Below are 24,448 nucleotides of genomic sequence, written 5' to 3' on the forward strand. Positions count from 1 at the left end.
GTTGTGAACCATAATTATTTGAAAATAAACCTTCATACACACATTATTTAACTTTAGTGTAAGAAGGCTATTGGACTAGTTTATGATAATGCTTGGAAAGCTTGAATAGCACGCTCTCGACTGGTTTTTAAGTCAACAATTGGATGAGGATAATCTAATTTCAATGCGGTATTTTGGGCATAAGGCTCATGAATGCGTTTGGCATCTAGTTGAGTTAGTTCTGGTACCCAACGTCGAATATAAACGCCATTTTCATCGAACTTTTGCGATTGGCTAATTGGATTAAAAATTCGGAAATAGGGAGCTGCATCAGTTCCAGTGGATGCACACCATTGCCAACCGCCATTATTTGCAGCTAGATCGCCATCAATCAGGTTTTGCATGAACCATTGTTCACCTTTACGCCAATCAATTAATAGATTTTTAGTTAGGAACATGGCACAAATCATGCGAACTCGGTTGTGCATCCAACCTGTAGAAAGAAGTTGACGCATACCCGCATCAACAATTGGAATACCTGTTTGTCCTCGTTTCCATTTTTCAAAACCTTCGCTATCATCACGCCATTGAACATTCTGTGTTGCAGCTTTAAAAGGCAAGTGCTTAGAAACTTGTGGAAAATCAAATAATATATGTTGATAAAACTCACGCCATAATAATTCATTTAACCACGTTTGTTGTCCTTCGGACTGGATAACAAAATCACCTTGTTGATGTCTAAATGCTGCTTGAATGCACTGACGAATTGAAATAATTCCAATATTTAAATAAGCAGAAAGTTGACTAGTTCCTTTAACCGAAGGGTAGTCCCGTAAAGCGTTATATTGAATAATTCGTTTTTCAACAAACTGATTGAGTAGGTTTTTCGCATGTTTTTCACCCACTCGCCATTCACTCGCATTTTTGTCTTTAATTTTGTCAGCATAGTGGTTTTGGATGTGCTGTAAATCTGTTTGGTGTAGTTGACAAAAATCAAACTCTAAGGTTGCTTGGGTTTCTGGGATTGGATAACACTGAGGTAAACCGAGCTCTAAGCGCTGATAGCAACTTTTTTTGAAAGCACCAAAAACTTGATAGGGTAGATTCGATTGAGTTCGAATACTTGCAACTGGAAACAGCGTTCGATCTTGAAACAGTATAAGTTCTTTTTTTTGACGATTTAAACTTTGTTGTACTTCATTATCGCGTTTGAGTTCATTGAAGCCAAATTCAATATTGGCATACACATTTTCAAATGGTAATTTTTCTGCGAGATCAACAAAAAACTCCGCAATGTCATCCCAAAGAGGTACAGTAAATATGAGTAAAGGGATCTGTAGTTTGGAAAGTTCTGTTTTTAGCTCTAAAAGTTGGCGTAAATAAAAATCAATTTTAATATCCGCATCGTCATGACGTTGCCATTGTTCAGGTGACAGAATACAAATCGCTATACATGGACCATTCTGACGGGCATGCCATAAAGCAGCCTGATCACGGACGCGCAGGTCTTGGCGGAACCAGATTAATTGATAAGTATTTGACATAGCAATTCTATAAAGTTCTTTAAAAATTATTATTTATATTTTATAGGTGCTTATGTGAAGAAAAAGCAAAGCCGAGGCTTTGCTTTTTGAGATGTTCTAATTCAAAAATGAATTAGTGGTGGTGACCACCTGCACCGTGAACGTGACCGTGATCTAATTCTTCTTGAGAAGCATCACGGATTTCAACGATTTCAACTTCAAATGTTAAATCTTGACCAGCAAGAGGGAAGTTTGCATCAACAATAACGTTTTCGCCTTCAACTGCTTTAACAGTTACGATTTGAACGCCATCATCAGTTTGAGCTTGGAATTGCATACCCGCTTGGATATTGTCTACACCTTGGAACATTTGAGCTGGAACTTCTTGTACGAGGTCTGGGTTATATTCGCCGTAACCTTCAGCAGCTGGAACAGTTACAGTAAATTTTTCGCCTACTGTTTTACCAAGAAGTGCATTTTCTAAACCTGGAATGATGTTGCCCGCGCCGTGCAAATATGCAAGTGGTTCACCTTGAGATTGATCAAGTGTTTCACCCTCAGCGTTTGTTAAAGTGTAGTGGAATGAAACCACGTGGTTATTTGCAATAGCAGTCATGTTGTTTGATCCATTCAATCAATTTAGGTGTACATCATAAAGTGAAAAATAGATTTTGTTGACTATTTTCCACTTTTTGAAACTATTTCGTTATAAATGGGAACGAAATAGAAAATTTCAACTCAATAAAGTTTAATTTTTGGACGTACACGACGTGTCAGAAAATCTTTCATGGTCAGCATTCCTGCTTGGGTATAACCATGAATATTGGCTTGATGTAATCGATACAAAGATACATACATTGTTTTGGCAATAAAACCTTGTACGCTTACATCACCGAGTAATTCTCCAACAGCCTGATTACTGCTTAATGAAACCAAAGAGCCTTTGTCACTGAAATTAAACATAGGTTGAGGTGAGCCAGATAAACGAGCGGCCATAGCATCTACCAAGAATGTCGCTTGTTGGCTGGCGACCTGTGCACGTGGTCCTAATGGAGGTTGACGTGCATCAAGCTGACAATTTGCACAATCCCCAAAGGCAAATACATTTGGATCTGAATAAGTTTGTAATGTCGCATAGACCATTAAACGATTAATTTTATCGCGTTTAAAATCTGTAAATGACTCCAAAACTTTAGGTGCTTTGACACCTGCCGCCCATACAGTAATGTCCGAATGCAAAACATGACCGTTGCTAAAATAGACATTTGATTCATCGACTTTTTGCACTTTATGTTGCGTCAGAATGTTGATGCCCATTTTTTGTAATTGTTTCGCGCTATGTGTAGCTGTTTTTTCATTGAGTGCAGGCAAGATACGATCTGAGGCTTCGATCAAGGTAATTTTAACTTGCTTTGGATTAATTTTCTTTAACCCATAACGATAAAAATTCTTCGTGGTTTCAATTAGTTCAGCCGCTAATTCAACACCTGTCGCACCCGCACCCACGATACCAATATTCAAGGCACGTTCAGTTGCTTGGTTTTGCGCTTCAATATAAAGATGGAATAAGTCCTGTTGGAAAATATCGGCTTGTTTGCGACTATCTAAGAAATGACAATTTTCACGTACACCTTCAGTTCCGAAGTCATTTGAAACTGAACCAACAGCTAATATCAGTGTGTCGTAGCTAAGACTCTGAATAACAGGAGTATGTTCTTTAGAAAGTTGAGGAGGTGAAATCGTAATTTGTTTTTGATCTTTATTTACGTTGATTAAGGTTCCAAGGATGAACTCAAAATCATGTTTTTCTGCGTGAGCAAAATAATTGGTTTGTTCTTCGTGAGGATTTAGTGAGCCAGCGGCAATTTCGTGTAGGAGAGGCTTCCATATATGCGTGAGATTTTGGTCGATTAGGGTAATTTTGGCTTTCTTTTTCCTGCCAAAACGTTCACCTAATTGTGTTGCAAGCTCTAAACCACCTGCGCCACCACCCACAATCACGATATGATGTAAGGTTTTGCTCATGATTAACCTAATTATTTTTGTGAAAGGATGGTTGGATTATGCCATCCTTTTTTCAACATTGTATGATTAATCTTGATAAAAATAGTAGGTTTTTTTATCCTTGATTTAAAGGATAAATTTTGGCAGCTTTGACATCATTTGTTGAAAAAAACGAGAATAAGTTCGCAAACCAAATCATAATTTTTTGAAAAATATTCGCTTCCTCAATTTCCACGTTATTTTCAATTTGTAAGCTACGAATTAACTGATTATTTTGATAAACCGTCACTGTGGCCAAATTCATGACTTGCGTCAATGGTGCTGTTAAATGCTGTTCATTGAGTTTGATATTGACGTGTGTTTTTGTCGTTTCAAGTGGTTCAATGGTTTTGATTTGCTGGTTTGTATCAAGCAAATGTATACGTTGTGTGAGTAAATCAAAACTATTTAAATCAATTGGTGTCGCTTGATCGTATAAAGATGTTGTTACGATAGTGGGTTGTTGAGTTTCAACTTTGAAAATTTTTAAAGTTGATTTGATGACAGGAAGTTCAGCAATTAGCTTTTGTTTTGGAATCACTTCTTCATCGCGTGTGTATGTATACGCTAAATTCATTAATTTATGCGCGACTTCAGCCCGTTTTACCGCACTTGGTGTTCCAAGTACCACTACAATCAAACGACGCTTATCAACATGTGGATTTAGAGTAGGGCGCTCAGCGGTTAAAGCCAAGTTGTAACCTGCCGCCTTGGTATAACCTGTTTTTAAACCATCTGCTGTTGGATCCATTTTTAATGCAAGATTTGTTGCACGGTGGAAACGTTGGTTATAGCTAAAACTTGGCATTTTTGAATAATGTAAATATTCAGGTGTCTCTTTTACGATCGCTTTTGCTAATAAACTCAAATCTGCTGAAGTTGAGTAATGATCTGTCATGGTGATACCCGCAGGATTACTAAAATGGGTATCTTTCATTCCTAAGGCTTGGGCTTCTTTATTCATTCGTGCAACGAACTGTGGAACACCACCTGAAATTTTTTCAGCAAGCGTAACTGCTGCATCATTGGCAGACATGACAATCAGTCCTGCTAAAAGTTGATCAACAGAAATTTGTTCACCAGCTTTTAAATACATTTGGGATTCATCCCACATGACCGTACTCACCACAGGTGTTGCGGTTAATACCTCTTCCTTACGTAATTTACCAGCTTCGATTTCTTTCAAAGCAATATAAGCCACCATCATTTTGGTGAGCGATGCAGGCGAACGTTGAACATGACTATTATGTTCAGCAATGATTTGACCTGATTGAGCATCTACGATCGACCAAGCTTGCGCTTCAACCGTTTCAGGAGCGATATTAAGTAAATTGGCATGTACTAAATTGGCACATAACAGACTAAACAACGTAAAGAGCGAGAGGAGAAATTTCAAGAGAACACCTAGTGCAGCCGATCCAATGGCATGGAAAGCGAAAAAAGCATGCTATGACTTTTTTGTTGCAGAATCCAGCAACTTTTGCCAACAATTAAGACATCTACGCATGACTTTGTAAAAAAATGCTAAGCTGTGTGAAACTGTTCCTATTTTTATGATCTAAAACTATGTTGCACTATCAAATTGAGTTTGACGATTATCGCCAACATCTTATTCATGTCACACTTCGTTTCCTCGCTAATCCGAACCAAGAACTTTGGTTACCGACATGGATTCCTGGCAGTTATTTGATTCGAGAGTTTTCAAAACATATTGAATCAGTAAAAGCATCTGATGAAGCAGGGCGGTTACTTAGTATTAAGAAAACGGAAAAGAACCGTTGGCAATTATTCAATACAGATCATGAATTGATTACGGTTGAATATGATGTCTACGCTTATGATTTGTCGGTACGAGGCGCATATGTTGATCAAACTCGCCTATATGTAAACCCTGCTTGTGTTTGTTTAGGTTTAATCGATCAAGAACAATCACCATGTGAAGTTGAAATTTTCTTACCGCATGAATTAAAACACTTTCAAATTGCAACAGGTTTAACTGCTAAGAGTTTGGTGAAAGGACGCTATACTTTAAAGGCAGATAACTACGATCAGTTGATTGATAGTCCATTTGAGTTGGCAGAGCAAAGCCGTTTTAGCTTTGAAGCAAATGGTATTCCGCATGAGTTTGTGATTTCAGGTAAACACAATACAAATCTAGAGCGCTTACAAACTGATATTCAGCAAATCTGTCAGACTGAAATTAAGATGTTCGGTTCTGCACCGTTTCAAAACTATACCTTTATGACTATGGCAACGGGCAATAGTTATGGCGGTCTAGAGCATTGTAATAGCACTAGTTTGATTACACCACGTGATGATTTGCCGAAAGCAGATGAAGCTGAAGAACCGTCTAAAGATTATCAACGTTTCTTAGGTCTGTGTAGTCATGAATATTTTCATTCATGGTTAGTGAAGTTTATTCGTCCTGAAAATTTTACGAATTATGATCTACATAAAGAAGGCTATACGAGCTTATTGTGGATTTTTGAAGGCTTTACTTCTTATTACGATGATTTAATTTTATTACGCAGCGGCGTGATTTCTCAAAAATCTTATCTGGATTTACTTAAAGCACAGATTGAGCGTTATTTGCAAAACCCAGGGCGCTTTATTCAGTCTGTTTCAGAATCTAGTTTTGATGCATGGGTTAAATTCTATCGTCAGGATGAAAATTCAAATAATGCAGCAACCAGTTATTACAACAAAGGTAGCTTAGTTGCGCTTTGCTTAGACTTGGGCTTACGTTTACGTGGTTCAAACTTAGATGCCTTGATGCGCCGTTTGTATGAAAATACCCAAAATGGCATTCAGGTCAATGAACGCACGATTTTTGAATTGTGTAATGAATTGACAGGGGATAACTGGATTGAACAAATTAATCATTTGATCAATACCACTGATGAATTGCCATTGGATCAACTATTCCCTGAGTTTGGTTTGAGCTATATCGTTAAAAATGACAAAGCATTACCTTTTGGCTTAAAAGTGCTAGATAAAGCGGAAGGTGTCATCGTGCAAAATGTTCGCCGTGATAGTGCTGCTGCACAAGCTGGTTTGTCTGCTAACGATGTCATTATTGCGATTGATGGTATCAAAGCATCAGAAAAGTTGTTGGCGAAGTATGCAAAACAAAAAGGCACATTTACAGTTTATGCATTCCGTCGTGATGAGCTCCTACAGTTTGAACTGCATGCTGGAGAGAATCCTCTGAATTCGGTTGAGTTAAAAGTTGAGGATCAAACCAAATTAGAGGTTTGGTTGAAAGGTTGATGCAATTGATAGCGTTGTACGCACCGTTAGCATAAATCGTTGTGTGAATGAGGGAACAGATTCAGTGTCCCTCATTTGTATATCAAAATTTGGTGGTGTTTCAAAATGTATGCTGATCATTTTAACATCACTATACAAAACTGTGGTTAATGTAAAAGAATCCAAGATTAAAAGCTTTTACATGATTCAATACCTTCTTCGAAAAACAGCATGTTCTTCTTACTGCTCGCCTTATGCGGTGTCTTAATCGGCAGTTGTTTCCTTCTATCCCGACTGTATAATATTTCCCTTCTTGGTCCGGCTTAAAAATTTTGATGAAACTTTCCCAATGATCACTCGATATACAATCATAAGTAATACCCAGTTCTTCTAAACGGTTTTTTAGCCTTTGTGCTGTATGAGCATCTCTTCCTCCCCATACAAAAGCCACTATTTCTCCGCTACTTCTATCATAGACGTACTGTAGCCAATGCTTATCTTTCTTGTTGCCTACAAATGTCCAAAATTCATCAACTTCCAAGCATTTATAATGAGTTCTTTGAGGAATTATTTCATGATTTGATTGTGTAAGCGTTTTAAGTATCTTGCCAATACTAAACCTCGTAATCTTTGCAATATCCCGAATGCCACAACATCGCACAAGCATAAGCAAAATCAATTTGACCGCTTTTGAATGACAGCCTAAATACGTCAAATTATGGTCACCCACAAACTGCCTATTACATTCTTTACAACGATAGTTTTGCTTACCATCGTGTTTAATGCCATTCTTCTTTATACTTGTACTCTGGCATCGAGAACAATGAAGTTCTATTTCGATTTTCACACATTTAAATATAGCTGAATTGTTCCTCGTTGCCTCCTTTTCTTATGAGCATACTTTTTAGAACACCACCAGAAACTAAACAGCTAGGTTATTACAAACTCATTCTTGATATGGATTATCAATTTTTGGATGAATTTTTTGTCATTTTTGAAAATCTATAATGAAAATTGAGCAGACAAAAAAGATTGAAAATAAAGAAACACCTAGATCAACTGATCATTGCTAAAATATAGGTTATTAGAAATGGAGAAGCTTGATGCAGTTGATGCCATTACCACAATGTCAGTTACAGTGTGGTCGTTTTACATTGGATTTATCCCAGCCACAGATTATGGGTATTCTTAATGTAACACCTGACTCATTTAGTGATGGCGGAAAGCACCATCAAAAAGATAAGGCAGTTCAACATGCCTTACAAATGATTGAAGATGGGGCAAAGATTATTGATATTGGTGGAGAATCTACACGTCCAAATGCATCGCCTGTAGAGCTAGAAGAAGAAATTCAGCGTGTCATTCCTGTGGTTGAAGCATTATCCAATTATGATGTAATCATGTCGATTGATACCAGTCAGCCTGAGGTGATTCGAGCTGCCGTGCAAGCAGGTGCGCATATCTGGAATGATGTTCGTGCTTTAACTCGTCCACAAGCTTTAGAAACGGCGGCTGAATTAAATATTCCTGTGGTGTTGATGCATATGCGTGGTGAACCGACCAATATGAATCAGTTGGATCAATATCAGGATGTGACTGAAGATGTGATTCATGAATTACAGCAGCGGCTTAATCAAGCAATTGCGGTCGGGGTAAGCAAAGAAAATATTATTATCGACCCAGGTTTCGGTTTTGCCAAGAATGCACAACAGAATTTTCAATTGCTGAATGAGTTTTGGAAACTGAATCGGATGGGGTATCCGATCTTGTCAGGGTTGTCGCGTAAGCGTTTTATTGGAGAAGCTCTAAACGGTGTACCTGCGCAGGAACGTGCCGTTGGAAGTGTCATGGGGCATCTACTGAGTATTCAGCAAGGCGCTAGTATTGTTCGAGTGCATGATGTTAAAGCCACTAATGATGCGATAAAAATTTGGAATGCGATGCGTTTAGCTCAGTAATTACAGAGAAATAATGAAGATAAAGATACATTCCAATACGATGTATCTTTATCTTTTTGCATACAATCACTTCAATCTTGTCATTCATTTAAAAGACATAAAAATTGGGGGATTTTAATATGCATCAATCTACAAAAATACTGACCTTAACCTTGCTAACTTCCATGATGATCGCCTGTGGTAATCCAGTAAAGGAACGTAGCCATGTAGTCGCTCCTGCGTCTTTGGTCATGTCTAATATGGCAGCGGATAGTACTCGAAAGATGATTGCTCCTGCTGCTTACATGGCAGTAATGCCTAGTCCAGAAAGAGTGCGACTAGAACAGAATACTGAAAAATATCAAAAGAATGAGGTCAATCCTATTTATCGGGTTGCAGATCAAGCAGTTTCAACCTTTAGTATTGATGTAGATACAGGTAGTTATACCAATACACGCCGTTTCTTGAATGATGGACGTTTACCACCTGTTGACGCCGTTCGTGCTGAGGAAATGATTAATTATTTTGATTATCAATATCCGCAGCCAAATAATGTACATCCATTTTCAGTCAGTACTGAAACTGTCGACTCGCCGTGGAAAGAAAATGCCAAACTGATCAAAATAGGGATTCAAGCCAAAGATTTAAGCACCAAACAATTGCCGCCTGCCAATCTGGTATTTTTGGTTGATGTTTCAGGCAGTATGGATGCAGCAGATAAACTTCCATTAGTTAAACAAACTTTGCGTTTACTCACTGAGCAACTCCGACCTCAAGATAAAGTCACCATCATTACTTATGCGAGCGGCGAAAAATTGGTATTAGAACCGACAGCTGGTAATGAAAAAGATAAGATTCTAGCAGTGATTAATACATTACAAGCAAGTGGTGCAACGGCAGGAGAACAAGCGATTCAACTGGCTTATAAGCAAGCAGAAAAAGCCTTTGTGAAAAATGGTATTAACCGCATTTTACTGGCGACAGATGGTGATTTTAATGTGGGTATTACTGACTTTAGTACTTTAAAAGGCATGGTCGCTGAAAAACGTAAAAGTGGTATTTCCCTCACAACATTAGGTTTTGGTACTGGAAACTACAATGAACAGCTCATGGAACAATTGGCGGATGCAGGAGATGGTAATTACAGCTATATTGATAATAAAAATGAAGCGAAAAAAGTGGTACAACGTCAGCTTTCATCGACACTTGCAACGGTTGCTCAAGATGTCAAAATTCAGGTTGAATTTAACCCCGCGACGGTAAAAGAATATCGCTTAGTCGGCTATGAAAACCGTATGTTGAAACAGGAAGATTTTAATAACGATAAAGTTGATGCAGGTGATATTGGAGCAGGGCATAACGTAACAGCAATTTATGAAATCGTTCCAGTTGGACAACAAGGCTGGCTCAATGATTCACGTTATCAGGCATCGACAAAAACAGATACAACGAAAAAATCTGAATATGCGTTTGTAAATTTGCGCTATAAATTGCCAAATCAAGAGAAGAGCATTCTTTTAAACCAAGTTGTAAAAGCTGAAAGTAAGTCCCTTGCTCAGGCCAATAGCGATACTCGTTTTGCCATTGCAGTGGCTTCCTATGCACAGCAGCTAAAAGGTGGGCAATACAATGCTGCTATGGGCTGGGATCAAATTATTCAGTTAGCTCAGCAATCTGCAAAACCAGATCCTTACCAAATGCGTGAGGAATTTATAGAGCTTGCCAAGATCGCAAGAAGTTTAAGCGCTAAAAAAGACTAAATTATCTTTTTAAAAAGCGGTCGGAAAGATCGCTTTTTTTATGTCTAAATATCGTGATTTGTATGAGATTATGTTATAAGCATGGCGTTTTATTGGCATATTATTTTATTTATGTTCGAAGATCTCCTTCTCCCCATGTTTGATGATGAATATTATCCTGATATTCTCGTTGCCGAAGTTAAACAACAGGTTAAACACTTTTCCAAAAAAGTGAGTCGCTCAGGTTTAACTGAAGCAGAAATATATCATTTTGCTCATCATACAATGATCGCAATTAATGAGATGAAACCCCAGTTTGAAGACCTAGATTCAAGTTTAGATGATACGGCTGCGGATTACATTGCTGAAGCTATGATGATGATTGTGCAAGAAGCAGGTTATTTTGAGATTGAAATGGAACAATTGATTGCAAATCGAGAGTGGTAAAATTCACTCTCGATGTTTAGAAATTATAATTATTCCTTATTTGAAATATCACTCCAAAATTTAGGTAAAGTAATTTGACCTGAAATCCATGCTTCAATTTTAGGTTGTTTAATTTTTTGATAATAAATACTTTCGGTCTGAATCAGTAAGCCTAAAGTATCGCCTTTATTTAAACGTCCATTAATACTAGGTAATTCAATAGTTTGATTTTCTTTCGATGCTGAATCTTTATTAGAAATAACTTGGTCAAAAGTATGTTTTTTGCTTGGATTCAATGCTGTTGTTTGATCATTTAAAATAGCATATTTACCCGTTTTTCCAGATTTAATGGCCATAGAAATAAACAGTGTTGGTTCTACTTTATTATTTGGCGTTTCGATCTTTAAAGTGAGTTGTGGTGTACCCGTGATATATGCCAATTCAGTTATTGTATGGATCGGAGCAAACACAGCTTGCGAATTCTGAGGTTCAATCCAAGTTTTATTTAAGGTGTAATGTGTCGTTGCATCTAAATCTTTGAGCTGCTGAACGGGGCTTTTATCAACACATAACTCAGGTAAATCATTTGTTGTGGCTTGGTCTTTGAGTTTTTGATCAAACCATCCCACGATCGTGTCTTGTAATTTATATTTTTTTTGATTTCCACAGGTGACAGATTTACCAATATACCAAAAAGGAGTATCACCCAATGGAGAATGCTGTGCAAATGGTTGTAAATGTCCGCCTTGTACGCCGAGTAAATGGACTTCATGCTGCGCTTTCTGAATACATTGAGCCGCTTTAACGCCTTCATTAAAAGGAAATAAAACATCTCTAAATCCTTGAATGATGAGCGCATCTGCTTGAGGGGCTTGTGCAGTTTCACAAAACCAACTGGCTTGATGCGTTTTTAGAAAATGATAGGTCGATTGTTTTAATTGTCCTTGCTGCGTATCTTGATAAGCTTGTTTAAGTTCTGGATCAAATTTGTTCCAATTCCACCAATCCCCAATCAAATTTAAGAAACTTAGCCAATCTCCTTTTGGAACGCCATTGGGTACAAGGCTATCGACGATATCGTACCAAGTTGTGATTGGTACAATTGCTTGTAGGCGAGGGTCTAAAGCAGAAGCAATGTATTGCACACCGCCTGCATAAGATTCGCCAATCATACCTGTACGAACACCATTTTGGTTTTGTGCGAGTTGTGGCAAATTTTTTTCAGCCCAGTTCATAATGCTAATCACATCTTGAGCTTCTTTTTCAGGATCCGTTAAGCGGATTTTACCCTGACTATTTCCATGACCACGTTGATCATAGCTGATTACCCAATAGCCATTTTTCCACGCTGTTTTGGCTACTTGACCAGTCGGAAGTAAAAAACCGTACAGACTGAGTTCAGGTCGTTTCATGCGAGATAAACCAAAACCATGGGTATGTAGCAGCAAAGGAGCTATTTGTCCTGCTTTTAAATGAGGTTGATACACTGTAAAGGCAATGATTGTTCCATCGGATGTGATTGTTTTTGCTTGAAAATAACGTTGTTTTAATTCTGTTGGTTGCGATTGAATTTTTTGAGGTTGAATTGTCGCATTGACACAACCTTGTAATAGCAAAAAAATGCCAAAGCAAAGCCATAAAATATTTGAACGCATAGATTCTTTCATCCTTGAGCAAATCTGTGGGAAATTCTAACTGGATGGTGTGTAGTTTACTGTGTCAAACTCGCCGAGACTATAAAAGGATAGGTCATTTTACCGACCTACCAGTTTTATTCTATTTTATCTGACGTGAGTTGGAGCGATAAGCATATAAGAATAACCCTGCACACAAGAAAATTAAACCTAAAATTAAGTGTGAGTTCAGTGGTTCATGATTGAAAAATATGCCCCATACACTTGCCAATACGGGGGTGATAATTGTAATTAACATGACTGTGGTTGGGTTGAGTTTTTGAATCAGATTGAAATAAAAAATCATCGCCAAAACTGATGAAAATACTGCGCTATACAACAAAGCAAGACTGACTTGTAGACTTGGAAACTGTACTGGTGCTTGAGCGATAAAGAAGGGTAATAAACACAGATAGCCAAACCATGAAATTAGCGTTGATCCTGTCGTTTGAATAATTGGGTGAATCTCCGCACCAATTTTTGCAACGAGAAACATGGAGATCACATAAAGTAAGACGGCAATAATTTCATAGCTAACACCAATGATATCCATTTGAATGTGATCAGAACCTATGCCCAGCGTGAGTGATAAGCCTAAAATGGCAATTATTAGCCCATACCATTGGCGTTTTAGAAAATGCTCACGTTTTAAAATAAAAACCGCAATCAAGCCAGACCATAAAGGTGCCGTTCCATAAATAATCGAGATCATTCCTGATGAGACTTTACTTGCACCCATATAGCAAAAAGCCATTGAACCAAATAATCCAAGCGCACCCGCCGCATAACTCATCATGGCTTTAAAGTTCAAGATAAGTTTAAGTCTGAAATAAAACAGACAAAGCAACGCAAGTGGAATGGCGAGGCTGAATCGAAGAAATAAACCCCAAGCCCAATGAATTTCATGCACAGTCCAGACGGCTGCCAATGGTGTAAATGACCAGATCAGCACAACTGCAATAAATTGACCGACTGTAGCTAGGCGAGGGTGAGTAGGGGCTACAGTCGGTTGAATCTGTGTCGTTTGTATAAAATTCTTTTGCTGAAACTGTGTCATGGAAATGCTCCTGTTGTCGTTGTGATTGCAACGCTGTATTTGAGTAATTAAAAATGAAGGCAATAAAAAAGGTCGCTCTTGAGGCGACCTGTACTTTTCAAATGATGCGCTTGTTAAATTGTCATCGGATGAAAGAGATATGCAAAGTCACCGTGCATAAAAATGCAGACACGTCGCCACATTGGATTGGCGGGAATGCAATCCTTAATGTGAATAAGACGAGTGGGTGAAACCTTGCGAATCAACATGAGAGAAATTTTAAAATAAGCTTTACATTTTTATAGCATAAGGCTTGAGTGAAAAATAGCCTTTGGCTTTAAAGCTTTAAAAATATGGCGAATAGAAGCGCATCAGATCAAGATTTTTTGGCTTGCTTAAATAAAGAATATTTCCATAATGTTGTCATTCGGATTTTCAAAGTAGTTTGCTCTTGTCTTCTTTAGAAATTATTGCCGTTATTATTAGTGTGATCGGTGTTGCACTCACGATAAAACGGAATATGTGGTGTTGGTGGTTTAATTTTTTGGCATTTATTTTATATGCTTACCTTTTTTTCACCTTTAAATTATACGGCGAAACGATTTTACAATTCTTATTTATGCTGATGAATTTCTATGGTTTTTATTATTGGCTGAAAGGTAAACGCCAAGACCATGAGATTCGGATTGAACCAATTGCAGCCAAAACGGTATTGATGCAAATGTGTTTAGCAGCAATTGGTGGATTATTATTTGGTTTAACACTTAAACATTTTACCGATGCTGCTGTACCGATCTTAGATGCGCAACTTGCTGCATTTAGTTTATTGGCAACCTATTGGACGAGTCGTAAACATATCGCAACGTGGGTACTTTGGGTATTTGTCGATATTGTCTATGTCGGTATGTTTATCTATAAAGAATTATTTTTAACTGCAGGTTTGTATGCTGCTTTTGTTTTGTTAGCAGCTTATGGTTGGTGGCAATGGGAGCAAGTTAAGCAGAAACAGTTGATGTCTCAAACATAAATAAAGGCAGTCAAACTGCCTTTATTTAGGAGTCTTGGATTATTTAGAGGTACTGAGATAACTTTGTACCGCTTGACGACCTAGCGCAGGGTCATCCGTGAATACACCATCTACGCCAGCCTTGAAGTAAAGTTGCATTTCCTTGATTGAACCTGTCTCACAACGCTCGGCTGCTTTGGACGTATCCTTACTACATTTTAAGCTGTCTGGTAGGAAATTATTTTCAGGGCGGAAGGTATAAGGATGTACTTTTAAATTGACTTTATGGGCATCTGCGATAAAAGAGGTGGTCTGTGTCATTGCGGCATCTTTAAAGACATAGACTTTCCATGGACCCACACCATTGGCGTAGGTCGAAACATCTTTGAGGCCTTGTGCCGTTGCTAGATCTGCATAGGTTTTAGGATTGTTTTGTGCAACATAATCTGCTGGTCTTGCTTCAGGCGAATCATAGAGCTGAATCAATTGTGCATGCTTAACACTCTTATGTAAATCGAGTTGGTTTTTTAAATATTTTAAATTTCCAACTTCAAAAGACTGTAAATAAATAGGGGCAATATCCCGGCTATATTGGTATTTGGATAAGGTTTTTAACAAAGTATCTTCCATTGCCAAATTTTGTTTTTGGAAATAGGTCGGGTGTTTGGTTTCTGGATAAAGACCAATAATTTTGCCCGTTTTTTGATAATGCTTTGCAGCTAAATCAATGATTTCATCGAGTGTCGGGATTTCAAATTGATCATTATATTGCGTATTGGCAGCACGATACTGGGGAATACGCTCACGTGCTTTGAGCTGTTTTAGCTCGGCCAAAGTAAAATCTTCAGTAAACCAACCTGTTAAACTCACGCCATCAATGGTCTTGGTTTTTTTACGGTCTGCAAACTGAGGAAGCGTTGCAACATTGGTTGTGCCGCTGATCTCATTTTCATGGCGAGCAATCAATATGCCATCTTTGCTTGATACCAAATCTGGTTCAATAAAATCAGCACCATCATCAATGGCTTTTTGATAGGATGCAAGTGTATGTTCTGGTCGAAGTGCGCTTGCGCCACGATGTCCGATGACCAAAATTTTCGGTAATTGATAACTCGATTGAGTGCTACTGTTTTGATCATTATTGTCATCATTACAACCCACAAGGCTGATGAGGCTAAGACAAACAACTGCTTTTTTTAACATTATGACGCTCAAATGTTTTTATTAAAGTCGTTAGTTTGTCGTGGAAATTTGTCAAGTGGATGACAGTTAAGTGATCGTTTTATGAAAATAATGAATTTTTTCAACTGAATGTTTGAAATTCAATATCTCATTTCAGGCTTTGATAAAGCGGGGTATGGAGGAAGATTATGACTTCTGTTTCCAATAAGGCCAATTTACTTCAGGCGTAAAACGATAATCACGATCTAACCAATAAGATTGCGGTGAAGCAGTTTTATTTTTAAGTCCCATGATGTGCATTAAATTGTTATCGAGTTCTGCTGTATTGAGCATTTTGTCTTTATTGACACCCGTGACTTGCATATTGTCATACCACATAATCACAGGAACTTGGTATCCTGCTTTTGTATTTGGGCTGTGACCAGCATAGTCAATTTCATGACCAACTTCATTTCCGTGATCTGAAACGACCATAAAAGATCTAAAGTCAGAATTATTATCAGCCTTTAGATCATCTAAAAATCTGGCAAGCAAGGAGTCTTCATATAACACTGCATTATCATAATCATTGCGTAGTGAACGAACCCAAGGATCAATATTGCGATTCTTGAGGTCGAGTTCGACAGCATCATTACTGTCTCCAGTAAATTTATTAAACGCTAATGGGTAACGTTCTTGGTAATTTGGATGTGCACCAATCAAATGAAGAATAATCAGTTTTTTAGGATCTGGATCTGCAAGAGCTTGTTGATAAACGGGAATAAGCTTTTCATCTAATGAATTACTACTTCTTCCTGATCGTGTATTTTTATAAACAGCCTTATCTGCATAAGAACCAAATAATGAAGATAAATAACTATCGTCTTGATTGCTTAACCAATAAATTTTATAGCCCGCTGCTCGAGCGTAAGCTAAAACGCTTTCTGAAGAATATTGATCATGTGCAGATGCAGGACTTTCAGTCAATAAAACACGTAGTGCATTAATCGTTGAAGGAGAAGGTGAAAATGCATTACAAAAGATTTTTAACTCATCCAGTTTTTTTGCTAATTCTGGAGTCGTCTCACGTTGATAACCACAAACACCTAAATTTAGACTTGTTAAACTCTCTGAAAGAACTAATACATGTGTTTGTTTCTCAACCTGTTTTTTTGTCAGAGTTAAATTTTGTTTTGCACTGATGTCCCATTGTCGGTGTACATTTTGATGCTGTTTAATTCTATTTTTAAAATCCTGAAGTTTTGTTTGATAGTCTGACCAAAAAATGATGGGATGAACTTTACGTGATGGCTTCATTAAATAGCTTGTTATTGTTAATAAAACAAGTAAAACGATACAACTACGATAAATTCGACTCTGCCACATTTGATCAAGATGGTGAGCTTTAATCAGTTTGAAAGTAGAAATACTGTAAATAATTAGCAAGCAAAGTAGGCTAAAAATCACACTTAAGATTGTGCTTAAGTGTAGTTGTATGAATTCCCGCGTTTCCTGCTGACTGGTATTAGCAATTGCTTCAATAATAAAATAGGCTTCATTATCACTATTAAATAAAAACCACGTACTCGAACGTAGTAGTACATCAAGCCAAGTCGCAAACCACCATAAAACTGTAAGTCCATACCAATATTTTTTTTGTGTTTTAATGGCAAGCAAAATTAAACCTACACCTGGCAAAGAAAGAAATCCCAGTCTTAGACCATCAGACAAATTACCAGCAATACTGAGTATCCCCCCAGTAATTAATGCGGGCAATAGAATTAGGAGCAGAATATTAAAATGTTTAAAACTGGCCTTCATATATGCCTAGAAAAATAAGGGAGCAACAGGGAGCGTGCTACTATCGGTTTAAGTAAGTGGAGTGTCAATCTAAAATTAAGAAGTATTTGATTGAATAGTAAATTAAATTTTTGATCCCATTTTTTTTCGATGAAATATGCTGATGATCAATAAAAAAATCCATTATTTCTCCGTAATTTTCGCTTTTTGCAATGATATGTTAATAAGGATGGTGTTTCCTTGAAAGCTCGGTAATGATCGTAGATTGAAAGAGCCTCTATTTTCCTATCTTTTTGAAAAGATTGACTGTTTCCACGATGGAATGAGCAGCCATGCTATCTAAATTTTTTATTGAGCGTCCAATTTTCGCAGGTGTGCTTGCCATTATTGTTATGGCATTAGGAATACTCGCAATTCTGAATTTGCCAGTTGAACGTTATCCTGATATTGCTCCACCGAAAATTACAGTATCGACCAACTATAGTGGCGCTGATGCCAAAACAGTTGAACAAAGTGTAACTCAAGTTTTAGAGCAGCAAATCCAAGGTCTCGACCATTTACTGTACTTTAGTTCAACCAGCGATGCAGCTGGTCGTAGCCGTATTACGATTAGTTTTGAAAATGGCACAAATCCCGATACAGCACAGGTTCAAGTACAAAATAAAATTAGTGGCGTGATACGCCGTCTCCCAGATGCGGTACAACGGCAGGGAGTAAATGTCACTAAGTCCTTGGGTGATACCTTTATGGTAATTGGACTGTATGACAGCACAGGGCAAGCAAATAATATTGCGTTGTCTGATTATCTATCTACGCATGTCCTTGATAATTTAAATCGGATTGATGGCGTCGGTGAAACAGATGTTTTTGGATCGCAGTATGCAATGCGAATTTGGCTAGATCCAAATAAATTGACTCAATATAATTTAATTCCAAATGATGTCGTTACCGCGATTACTACACAAAATACACAGGTTGCAGCAGGTGCGATCGGAGATTTGCCTGTTGTTCAAGGTCAATACTTGAATGCAAAAGTAACAGCAGGTTCTCGCTTAAAGACGATTCAAGATTTTGAACAAATTATTGTGAAATCAGATGTATCTGGAAGTTTTGTTCAATTAAAAGATATTGCTCGAATTGAATTAGGGGCAGAAAATTATCAATCTTTTAATACGATCAATGGTTATCCAGCTGCAGGTCTTGGCATTTCTTTATCTTCGGGTGCCAACGCAATTCAAACATCTAAACTTATTCATCAAACTTTAGATGAACTCTCTAGCAAGCTTCCAACAGGGTATAAGATCGTTTATCCAAGAGATAATACTCCCTTTGTGCAAGAATCTATTAAAGAGGTGATTAAAACACTTGTCGAAGCAATTGGTTTAGTTATTTTAGTCATGTTTCTTTTTCTTCAAAGTTGGCGCGCGACGCTTATTCCAAGTATTACTGTACCGATCGTGATTTTAGGGACTTTTGCCGTACTTGAATTACTTGGATTTAGTATTAATACCTTAACTCTTTTTGCATTGGTGCTTGCGATTGGTTTGTTGGTTGATGATGCAATTGTTGTAGTAGAAAATGTTGAACGGCTTATGCATGAGCAGCATTTGTCACCCAAACAAGCAGCCGTTGAATCTATGCAAGAAATTAGCGGTGCATTGATTGGAATTACGATGGTGTTAACAGCCGTTTTTATTCCAATGTCTTTCTTTGCTGGTTCAATTGGAGTTATCTATCGTCAGTTTTCAATCACTTTGGTTGCTGCGATGGTCTTATCTTTAGTAGTCGCCTTGGTGCTTACACCCGCTTTATGTGCTTTGATTTTAAAGCCAAACCATCAACCTAAGTCATGGGCGATTCGGTTCAATAACGGGATAGACACACTTAAAAATAAGTATTTATCTCTAGTGCAAAGCATGCTTCGTTATAAAATCTCTGTATCTGTGATTTTTATTGCATTAATTGCCGTATTTGCTTTGTTCTATAGCAGTCTGCAAAGTAGTTTTTTACCAAAAGAAGACCAAGGAATATTAAGTGTTCAATTTAAATTAGTGGATAGTGCACCACTTTCAAAAAGTCAGGAGGTCGGTGAGGCAATTCGTCAGTATTTTCTTCAGAATGAAAAAGCAAATGTCAATTTAGTGCTTATTCGCTACGGACGAAACAATTCTGGTACAGGGCAAAATCTTGGACAAGGCTTTGTTTCATTAAATCATTGGGAAGACCGCACTGGGAAGAAAAACTCTGCTGAAGCTATTCGCAAGAGAGCACTTAAATATTTTAGCCAATTTCCCGATGCACAGATTAATGTGACATTGCCTGCTTCTGTAAATGGATTAGGCGCAACAGATGGAATGGATTTATGGATTCAGGATATCAATGGGCAAGGTGAACAATTCCTTGATCAAAGTTTTAAACAGTTGCAACAGCTGGGACAAAAATATTCAAGTTTTGAAAACTTAGATAAACAATCCACTGATAGTAAAGCTACTTTGAATGTGAAGATTGACCATAAGCAAGCGATGGTAAATGGTTTAAATCTAAATGAAATTAATAGTACTTTGTCGACCGCATGGGGTGGGACATATGTGAATGACTTTATTGACCGTGGTCGAATTAAACAAGTTATTTTACAAGGTGATGCACCATTTCGTTCTAAGCCTGAAGACTTATATAGTTGGTCAGTACGTAATAATCAAAATCAAATGGTTCCTTTTAGTTCATTTTCAACGACATCATGGGGAGGGACACCAAGCATTGTGCAACGCTATATGGGATACAGTGCTTTGCAATTACAAGCTAACGTTGTCAGTGGTCAATCTTCAGGCCAAGCCATGAAAGATATTGAACAGTTGGTGGGTCAACAAGAAGGCTTAGGTTTGCTATGGACTGGGCTTTCTTATCAAGAGCAGCAATCGACTAATCAAGCAATTTGGCTATATTTAATTTCTATTGCATTTATTTTTCTATGTTTAGCCGCGTTGTATGAAAGTCTGCGTATTCCTATGGCTGTGATGACCGCAATTCCTTTAGGGATTGGCGGTAGTATTATTTTTGCCCATATTTTTGGTTTACCAAATGATGTTTACTTTCAGATCGCTTTACTTACAACAATTGGCTTATCCTGTAAAAATGCAATTTTGATTGTTGAATTTGCAGCGATGGCACAAACACAAGGAAAAAATGCCATTCAAGCAGCACTACAAGGTGCAGGGCTGCGTTTGCGTCCTATTCTAATGACGTCTTTTGCATTTGGCGCGGGAGTTATTCCACTGGTTTTTGCATTTGGAGCAGGGGCTGTAAGCCGTCAGGAAATTGGTATCAGTGTTTTAGGTGGTGTGATATTCGGGACAGTGTTGGTACTGATATTTATTCCATTTATGTTTGTACTTGTTGCTAATATCTTTAAACCTAAAGAAGAAATTGAAATTTTTAAATAAAAATAATGAAAGCCAAGCAATAGAAATGAATTATTCATGGATTCATTTAAGACATGAATTGTTCATTTTTGTTGTGTAAGTTGAGAATATAAAAAAATATTTGTAGTATGGCTCTGCCGTATAAACGGTTTAACTAGGTTTAATGCCCTAAATGGACACGCAGAGTTGTAGTTTAATCCAAATTACACATTTTTATATTCATCAAAATCTGAATGAAGCTTCTTATTCGACAATAAAATAATTTGTTGCGTTTAGCCTTTCATTGCAGATGATTTGTAGTGAAGAGGCAGAAATGAGCTACAATAACTTTTTATATTTATTAAGCGACGCACTCAAAAATAATCATATTGATCTTGCACTTGCATCAGTTAAAACCTTTCAAGCCATCGATATTGCAGATGTATTAACACAGCTTTCTGCTGAACAAAGTCAATTGCTGCTCACACATTTATCTGATCGTGCCTATGTCTTTTCCTATCTTCCTCCCAGTGAACAAGTCAAACTCGCCCAAGCCATGCCCAGAAATATTTTGGCTGAAATTATTGGCGAAATGTCCTCGGATAAACGTGCGGACGTGTTCAAATGTTTGGATCAAGAACAACAAAATGCGTTGTTGCCTGCTTTGGCACAAGCAGAACGCGAAGATATACGTCAACTATCTTCCTATTTAGAGGGAACGGCAGGCTCAATCATGAGCTCGGAATATGCGACTTTAAAACCGAATATGACGGTCAATGATGCGATTAAAATGCTGCGTCTCGAAGCTCCTGATACCGAAATGATTTATTTCGCTTATGTATTGCATGAAGCACGCAAAATTCTCGGGGTTTTATCTTTAAAGCAACTGATACTTGCGCCTGAAGAGCAAAATATTAATGAGCTCATGGAAACCAATGTCTTAACCGCTTATGTGGATACAGACCAAGATGAAGTGGCAAAAATCATTGCACGTTATGATTTATTAGCACTGCCGATTATCGATCATCAAAACATGATGGTCGGAATTGTGACCTATGATGATGCGATGGACGTGGCCAGCGAAGAGGCCACCGAAGACTTCTTAAAAGTTGGTGCGGTCAATGCATCATCTAAACTTAGTATTAAGTCAGCACCCATTTTGCAGCTTTATCAGAAGCGTGTTTTTTGGCTGGTTTTCTTGGTGTTTGGTAGCTTGTTGTCAGGGATTGGTATTGCTCATTATGAAGATGTGATTGCAAAAAATCTTGTATTAGTATTCTTTTTACCACTATTGGTGGGAAGTGGAGGCAATGCTGGTTCGCAATCATCGACCCTTATGGTGCGTGCTTTAGCGACAGGTGATGTGCAATTTAAAGACTGGTTCCATCTGCTCGGACGGGAATGTTTGGTCGCTTTATGTTTAGGGGGAACTATGGCGGTTGCCGTGTCATTGCTGGGTTATTTCCGTGGTGATGAGATGGTAGCTTTAGTTTTGGCGCTGAGTATGATGGGCATTGTATTGATGGGCTGTCTAATAGGAATGAGTTTACCGTTTATTTTAAACAAAGCTGGACTCGATCCCGCCAGTGCTTCCGCACCCTTGGTCACCTCGATTTGTGATGCGACAGGTGTGTTGGTGTATTTATTCATCGCCTCGATGATTTTATTCTGATTGGTAATAATAATTGTACCGACAAAATCGAAAATCTGCTTTATTCTCAAGCATAAACATGGTTTTTAGGTTAAGTGAATGACTGCTCCAATAGAACAAAAAAAATTAACTCAGCAGCAAGCGATTGCTGTTGAACGTGATTTAGCAAAATTTGCCAATACCATGGACAGTTTGGTTCGGATTCCGTTCACCAAACAAGGTGTTGGAGCCGATGCTGCACTGAGCACCATTCCATTTGCAGGTGATATCGCAGGTTTTATTCTAACCCTGTATGCATTTAAAAAGGCGAGGGAGGTCGGTGTACCACAGCATAAATTGAAGGGTGTGGTCAAACTGGCGATTATGGATATGTTGGTCGGTTTTGTACCGATTGTCGGTACCTTATTTGACGTATTTATTCGTCCAAGTCGCAAGACACTGGAAATCGTACATGACCATATCCGTGAGGAATACCAAGTGCACAGTGATATTCATGTGGTGCATCCATTCTTGCATGAATCCCTAGAACAAAAGCAGAAAACTTCAGCTTTCTGGCGTAATCCGATCGTAAGTTGGATTTGGTTACGTATCCCAGATTTATTGGGTATTGCCGTACTAATTTTATTGCTTGTTGCAGTTTGGGCAGGTTTTAGTTATCTGTGGCAGTTTTATCAATCTTTTCAAACACACTAGATTTTAAGCAAAAATAAAGCCTCCATAACGGAGGCTTTATCATTTATCTGATACTGATTATTGAACATTTAATTGCTGTATAGCGGCAACACGTTGTTCAATGGTTGGGTGAGTTTGGAATAAAGCCGCTAAGCTAAAGCCTTGTTCCTTACCTTCCGCAATTGCAAATGCTTTCATTTCTTTTGGCATTTGATCTGGCATTTCTGACTCTGCCTGTAAACGAAGTAGAGCAGAAATCATGGCTTGTTTGCCTGCTAAACGTGCACCAGCTTCGTCTGCGCGATATTCACGTTGACGCGAGAACCACATTACAATCGCAGAGGCCAAAATACCAAATACGATGTCGAGTACAATCGTAATGGCAAAATAAGCAAGACCAGGTGCTTCACCATCTTCACGACCGAATACATTACGGTCAATAAAGTCACCTGCAATACGTGCAAAGAACATCACAAAGGCGTTCACTACACCTTGAATCAATGCAAGGGTCACCATGTCGCCGTTGGCAACGTGACCGATTTCGTGCGCAAGTACAGCACGAAGTTCATCTTTGTTCATACGCTCAAGTAAGCCTGTCGAAACAGAGACTAAAGCATCATTTTTATTCCAACCTGTCGCAAATGCATTGGATTGGTAAGAAGGGAAAATACCCACTTCAGGCATTTTAATACCTGCACGTTGAGAAAGTTGTGCCACTTCTTGTAGTAACCAAGCTTCTGCTTGACTACGAGGAGCATTTGGGTCAATTAATTCAGTTCCAGTGGTTTTTTTCGCCATCCACTTCGACATGAATAAGGAAATTAAAGAACCCACCATACCAAAGACAAAACAGACGACTAAAAGGTTGCCTAGATTCAAGCCACCCGCGCCATGGTAACTACCGACACCGAAGAGTGACAAGATAATGCCAGCTACAACCAGTACCGCGAGGTTGGTCAGCAAGAACAAACCAATCCGCATCATTGAGAAAATCCTCTTATAAATAAAAACTGATCTGATTTATAAATTATAAATCATAACGCTAATATGCAGGGCGAACCCTAAAAATTCAAGCAAAAAATGAGCGTAGATACATTAAGCTAATAAAACAATAGAAGTGTTTTAAGAAGGGGGAAACGACTAATTTATTTGAAA

The 24,448-nt window shown here is 38.0% G+C and carries 18 protein-coding genes; 8 read left to right on the forward strand and 10 right to left on the reverse strand.

What is annotated here, in order from left to right:
* Positions 1-80: 80 nt before the first annotated feature.
* The 4 genes from O1450_RS04515 to O1450_RS04530 form a co-directional block, all read right to left on the reverse strand.
* Positions 81-1,523, reverse strand: a complete 1,443-nt coding sequence (locus tag O1450_RS04515; RefSeq protein WP_269229852.1) for a cryptochrome/photolyase family protein — start codon at positions 1,521-1,523, stop codon at positions 81-83.
* 112 nt (positions 1,524-1,635) lie between these two features.
* Positions 1,636-2,118, reverse strand: a complete 483-nt coding sequence (locus O1450_RS04520; protein ID WP_004663295.1) for an FKBP-type peptidyl-prolyl cis-trans isomerase — start codon at positions 2,116-2,118, stop codon at positions 1,636-1,638.
* A gap of 122 nt (positions 2,119-2,240) precedes the next feature.
* Positions 2,241-3,527 carry an NAD(P)/FAD-dependent oxidoreductase gene (locus tag O1450_RS04525; RefSeq protein ID WP_269229853.1) on the reverse strand — a complete coding sequence of 429 codons (1,287 nt, stop codon included), beginning with the start codon at positions 3,525-3,527 and terminating at the stop codon, positions 2,241-2,243.
* Positions 3,528-3,621: 94 nt separating this feature from the next.
* Positions 3,622-4,941 (reverse strand): D-alanyl-D-alanine carboxypeptidase PBP6B, encoded by a 1,320-nt coding sequence (locus O1450_RS04530; RefSeq protein ID WP_087537017.1) that lies wholly within the window; start codon positions 4,939-4,941, stop codon positions 3,622-3,624.
* Positions 4,942-5,111: 170 nt separating this feature from the next.
* Here O1450_RS04530 and O1450_RS04535 point away from each other — a divergent pair, with 170 nt between their 5' ends.
* A complete protein-coding gene (locus O1450_RS04535; RefSeq protein ID WP_269229854.1) occupies positions 5,112-6,815 on the forward strand; it encodes a M61 family metallopeptidase in 1,704 nt (567 codons plus the stop codon).
* Between the two features lie 130 nt (positions 6,816-6,945).
* Here O1450_RS04535 and O1450_RS04540 read toward each other — a convergent pair whose 3' ends face one another.
* Positions 6,946-7,641 carry an IS1 family transposase gene (locus O1450_RS04540; RefSeq protein ID WP_269229855.1) on the reverse strand — a complete coding sequence of 232 codons (696 nt, stop codon included), beginning with the start codon at positions 7,639-7,641 and terminating at the stop codon, positions 6,946-6,948.
* A gap of 256 nt (positions 7,642-7,897) precedes the next feature.
* On the opposite strand from O1450_RS04540, the gene folP reads away from it, so the two are divergent.
* The 3 genes from folP (at position 7,898) to O1450_RS04555 (ending at position 10,917) form a co-directional block, all read left to right on the forward strand.
* The gene (folP, locus tag O1450_RS04545) at positions 7,898-8,752 is read left to right on the forward strand and encodes a dihydropteroate synthase (protein WP_269229856.1); all 855 of its coding nucleotides are present in this window, start codon (positions 7,898-7,900) and stop codon (positions 8,750-8,752) included.
* A gap of 119 nt (positions 8,753-8,871) precedes the next feature.
* Positions 8,872-10,491 carry a vWA domain-containing protein gene (locus O1450_RS04550; protein WP_269229857.1) on the forward strand — a complete coding sequence of 540 codons (1,620 nt, stop codon included), beginning with the start codon at positions 8,872-8,874 and terminating at the stop codon, positions 10,489-10,491.
* 111 nt (positions 10,492-10,602) lie between these two features.
* Positions 10,603-10,917, forward strand: a complete 315-nt coding sequence (locus O1450_RS04555; RefSeq protein ID WP_269230415.1) for a DUF5713 family protein — start codon at positions 10,603-10,605, stop codon at positions 10,915-10,917.
* A gap of 29 nt (positions 10,918-10,946) precedes the next feature.
* Here the strand turns inward: O1450_RS04555 and O1450_RS04560 are convergent, their stop codons facing one another.
* Together O1450_RS04560 and O1450_RS04565 are read right to left on the reverse strand one after the other, a co-directional pair.
* Positions 10,947-12,551 (reverse strand): CocE/NonD family hydrolase, encoded by a 1,605-nt coding sequence (locus O1450_RS04560; RefSeq protein ID WP_269229858.1) that lies wholly within the window; start codon positions 12,549-12,551, stop codon positions 10,947-10,949.
* A 121-nt stretch (positions 12,552-12,672) separates the two neighbouring features.
* Entirely contained in the window at positions 12,673-13,626 is a 954-nt protein-coding gene (locus tag O1450_RS04565; RefSeq protein ID WP_269229859.1) for a DMT family transporter, read from the reverse strand.
* 430 nt (positions 13,627-14,056) lie between these two features.
* Here O1450_RS04565 and pnuC point away from each other — a divergent pair, with 430 nt between their 5' ends.
* On the forward strand, positions 14,057-14,632 hold the full coding sequence (pnuC, locus tag O1450_RS04570) for a nicotinamide riboside transporter PnuC (protein ID WP_269229860.1): 576 nt from the start codon (positions 14,057-14,059) through the stop codon (positions 14,630-14,632).
* A gap of 39 nt (positions 14,633-14,671) precedes the next feature.
* Here pnuC and O1450_RS04575 read toward each other — a convergent pair whose 3' ends face one another.
* Together O1450_RS04575 and O1450_RS04580 are read right to left on the reverse strand one after the other, a co-directional pair.
* Positions 14,672-15,814, reverse strand: a complete 1,143-nt coding sequence (locus tag O1450_RS04575) for a glycerophosphodiester phosphodiesterase (RefSeq protein WP_269229861.1) — start codon at positions 15,812-15,814, stop codon at positions 14,672-14,674.
* A gap of 165 nt (positions 15,815-15,979) precedes the next feature.
* On the reverse strand, positions 15,980-17,593 hold the full coding sequence (locus O1450_RS04580) for a phosphoethanolamine transferase (protein ID WP_269229862.1): 1,614 nt from the start codon (positions 17,591-17,593) through the stop codon (positions 15,980-15,982).
* Positions 17,594-17,904: 311 nt separating this feature from the next.
* Here O1450_RS04580 and O1450_RS04585 point away from each other — a divergent pair, with 311 nt between their 5' ends.
* The 3 genes from O1450_RS04585 (at position 17,905) to O1450_RS04595 (ending at position 23,314) form a co-directional block, all read left to right on the forward strand.
* On the forward strand, positions 17,905-21,012 hold the full coding sequence (locus tag O1450_RS04585) for a multidrug efflux RND transporter permease subunit (RefSeq protein ID WP_269229863.1): 3,108 nt from the start codon (positions 17,905-17,907) through the stop codon (positions 21,010-21,012).
* Between the two features lie 292 nt (positions 21,013-21,304).
* Positions 21,305-22,642, forward strand: a complete 1,338-nt coding sequence (gene mgtE / locus O1450_RS04590) for a magnesium transporter (RefSeq protein ID WP_269229864.1) — start codon at positions 21,305-21,307, stop codon at positions 22,640-22,642.
* A 78-nt stretch (positions 22,643-22,720) separates the two neighbouring features.
* Positions 22,721-23,314, forward strand: a complete 594-nt coding sequence (locus tag O1450_RS04595) for a DUF4112 domain-containing protein (protein ID WP_269229865.1) — start codon at positions 22,721-22,723, stop codon at positions 23,312-23,314.
* Positions 23,315-23,371: 57 nt separating this feature from the next.
* Here O1450_RS04595 and htpX read toward each other — a convergent pair whose 3' ends face one another.
* On the reverse strand, positions 23,372-24,277 hold the full coding sequence (gene htpX / locus O1450_RS04600; RefSeq protein WP_269229866.1) for a protease HtpX: 906 nt from the start codon (positions 24,275-24,277) through the stop codon (positions 23,372-23,374).
* Positions 24,278-24,448 lie beyond the last annotated feature (171 nt).

This window comes from Acinetobacter sp. TR11, assembly GCF_027105035.1.
In the GTDB taxonomy this organism is placed as follows: domain Bacteria; phylum Pseudomonadota; class Gammaproteobacteria; order Pseudomonadales; family Moraxellaceae; genus Acinetobacter.

What these genes read in the sequence shown, in the direction of transcription:
- O1450_RS04575 (WP_269229861.1), bottom strand. Translation starts at nt 15,814, where the DNA reads ATGTTAAAAAAAGCAGTTGTTTGTCTTAGCCTCATCAGCCTTGTGGGT.
- O1450_RS04585 (WP_269229863.1), top strand. Translation starts at nt 17,905, where the DNA reads ATGCTATCTAAATTTTTTATTGAGCGTCCAATTTTCGCAGGTGTGCTT.
- O1450_RS04595 (WP_269229865.1), top strand. Translation starts at nt 22,721, where the DNA reads ATGACTGCTCCAATAGAACAAAAAAAATTAACTCAGCAGCAAGCGATT.
- folP (WP_269229856.1), top strand. Translation starts at nt 7,898, where the DNA reads ATGCAGTTGATGCCATTACCACAATGTCAGTTACAGTGTGGTCGTTTT.
- O1450_RS04550 (WP_269229857.1), top strand. Translation starts at nt 8,872, where the DNA reads ATGCATCAATCTACAAAAATACTGACCTTAACCTTGCTAACTTCCATG.
- O1450_RS04565 (WP_269229859.1), bottom strand. Translation starts at nt 13,626, where the DNA reads ATGACACAGTTTCAGCAAAAGAATTTTATACAAACGACACAGATTCAA.
- htpX (WP_269229866.1), bottom strand. Translation starts at nt 24,277, where the DNA reads ATGATGCGGATTGGTTTGTTCTTGCTGACCAACCTCGCGGTACTGGTT.
- O1450_RS04525 (WP_269229853.1), bottom strand. Translation starts at nt 3,527, where the DNA reads ATGAGCAAAACCTTACATCATATCGTGATTGTGGGTGGTGGCGCAGGT.
- O1450_RS04535 (WP_269229854.1), top strand. Translation starts at nt 5,112, where the DNA reads ATGTTGCACTATCAAATTGAGTTTGACGATTATCGCCAACATCTTATT.
- O1450_RS04515 (WP_269229852.1), bottom strand. Translation starts at nt 1,523, where the DNA reads ATGTCAAATACTTATCAATTAATCTGGTTCCGCCAAGACCTGCGCGTC.
- O1450_RS04555 (WP_269230415.1), top strand. Translation starts at nt 10,603, where the DNA reads ATGTTCGAAGATCTCCTTCTCCCCATGTTTGATGATGAATATTATCCT.
- O1450_RS04580 (WP_269229862.1), bottom strand. Translation starts at nt 17,593, where the DNA reads ATGAAGGCCAGTTTTAAACATTTTAATATTCTGCTCCTAATTCTATTG.
- O1450_RS04560 (WP_269229858.1), bottom strand. Translation starts at nt 12,551, where the DNA reads ATGCGTTCAAATATTTTATGGCTTTGCTTTGGCATTTTTTTGCTATTA.
- mgtE (WP_269229864.1), top strand. Translation starts at nt 21,305, where the DNA reads ATGAGCTACAATAACTTTTTATATTTATTAAGCGACGCACTCAAAAAT.
- O1450_RS04520 (WP_004663295.1), bottom strand. Translation starts at nt 2,118, where the DNA reads ATGACTGCTATTGCAAATAACCACGTGGTTTCATTCCACTACACTTTA.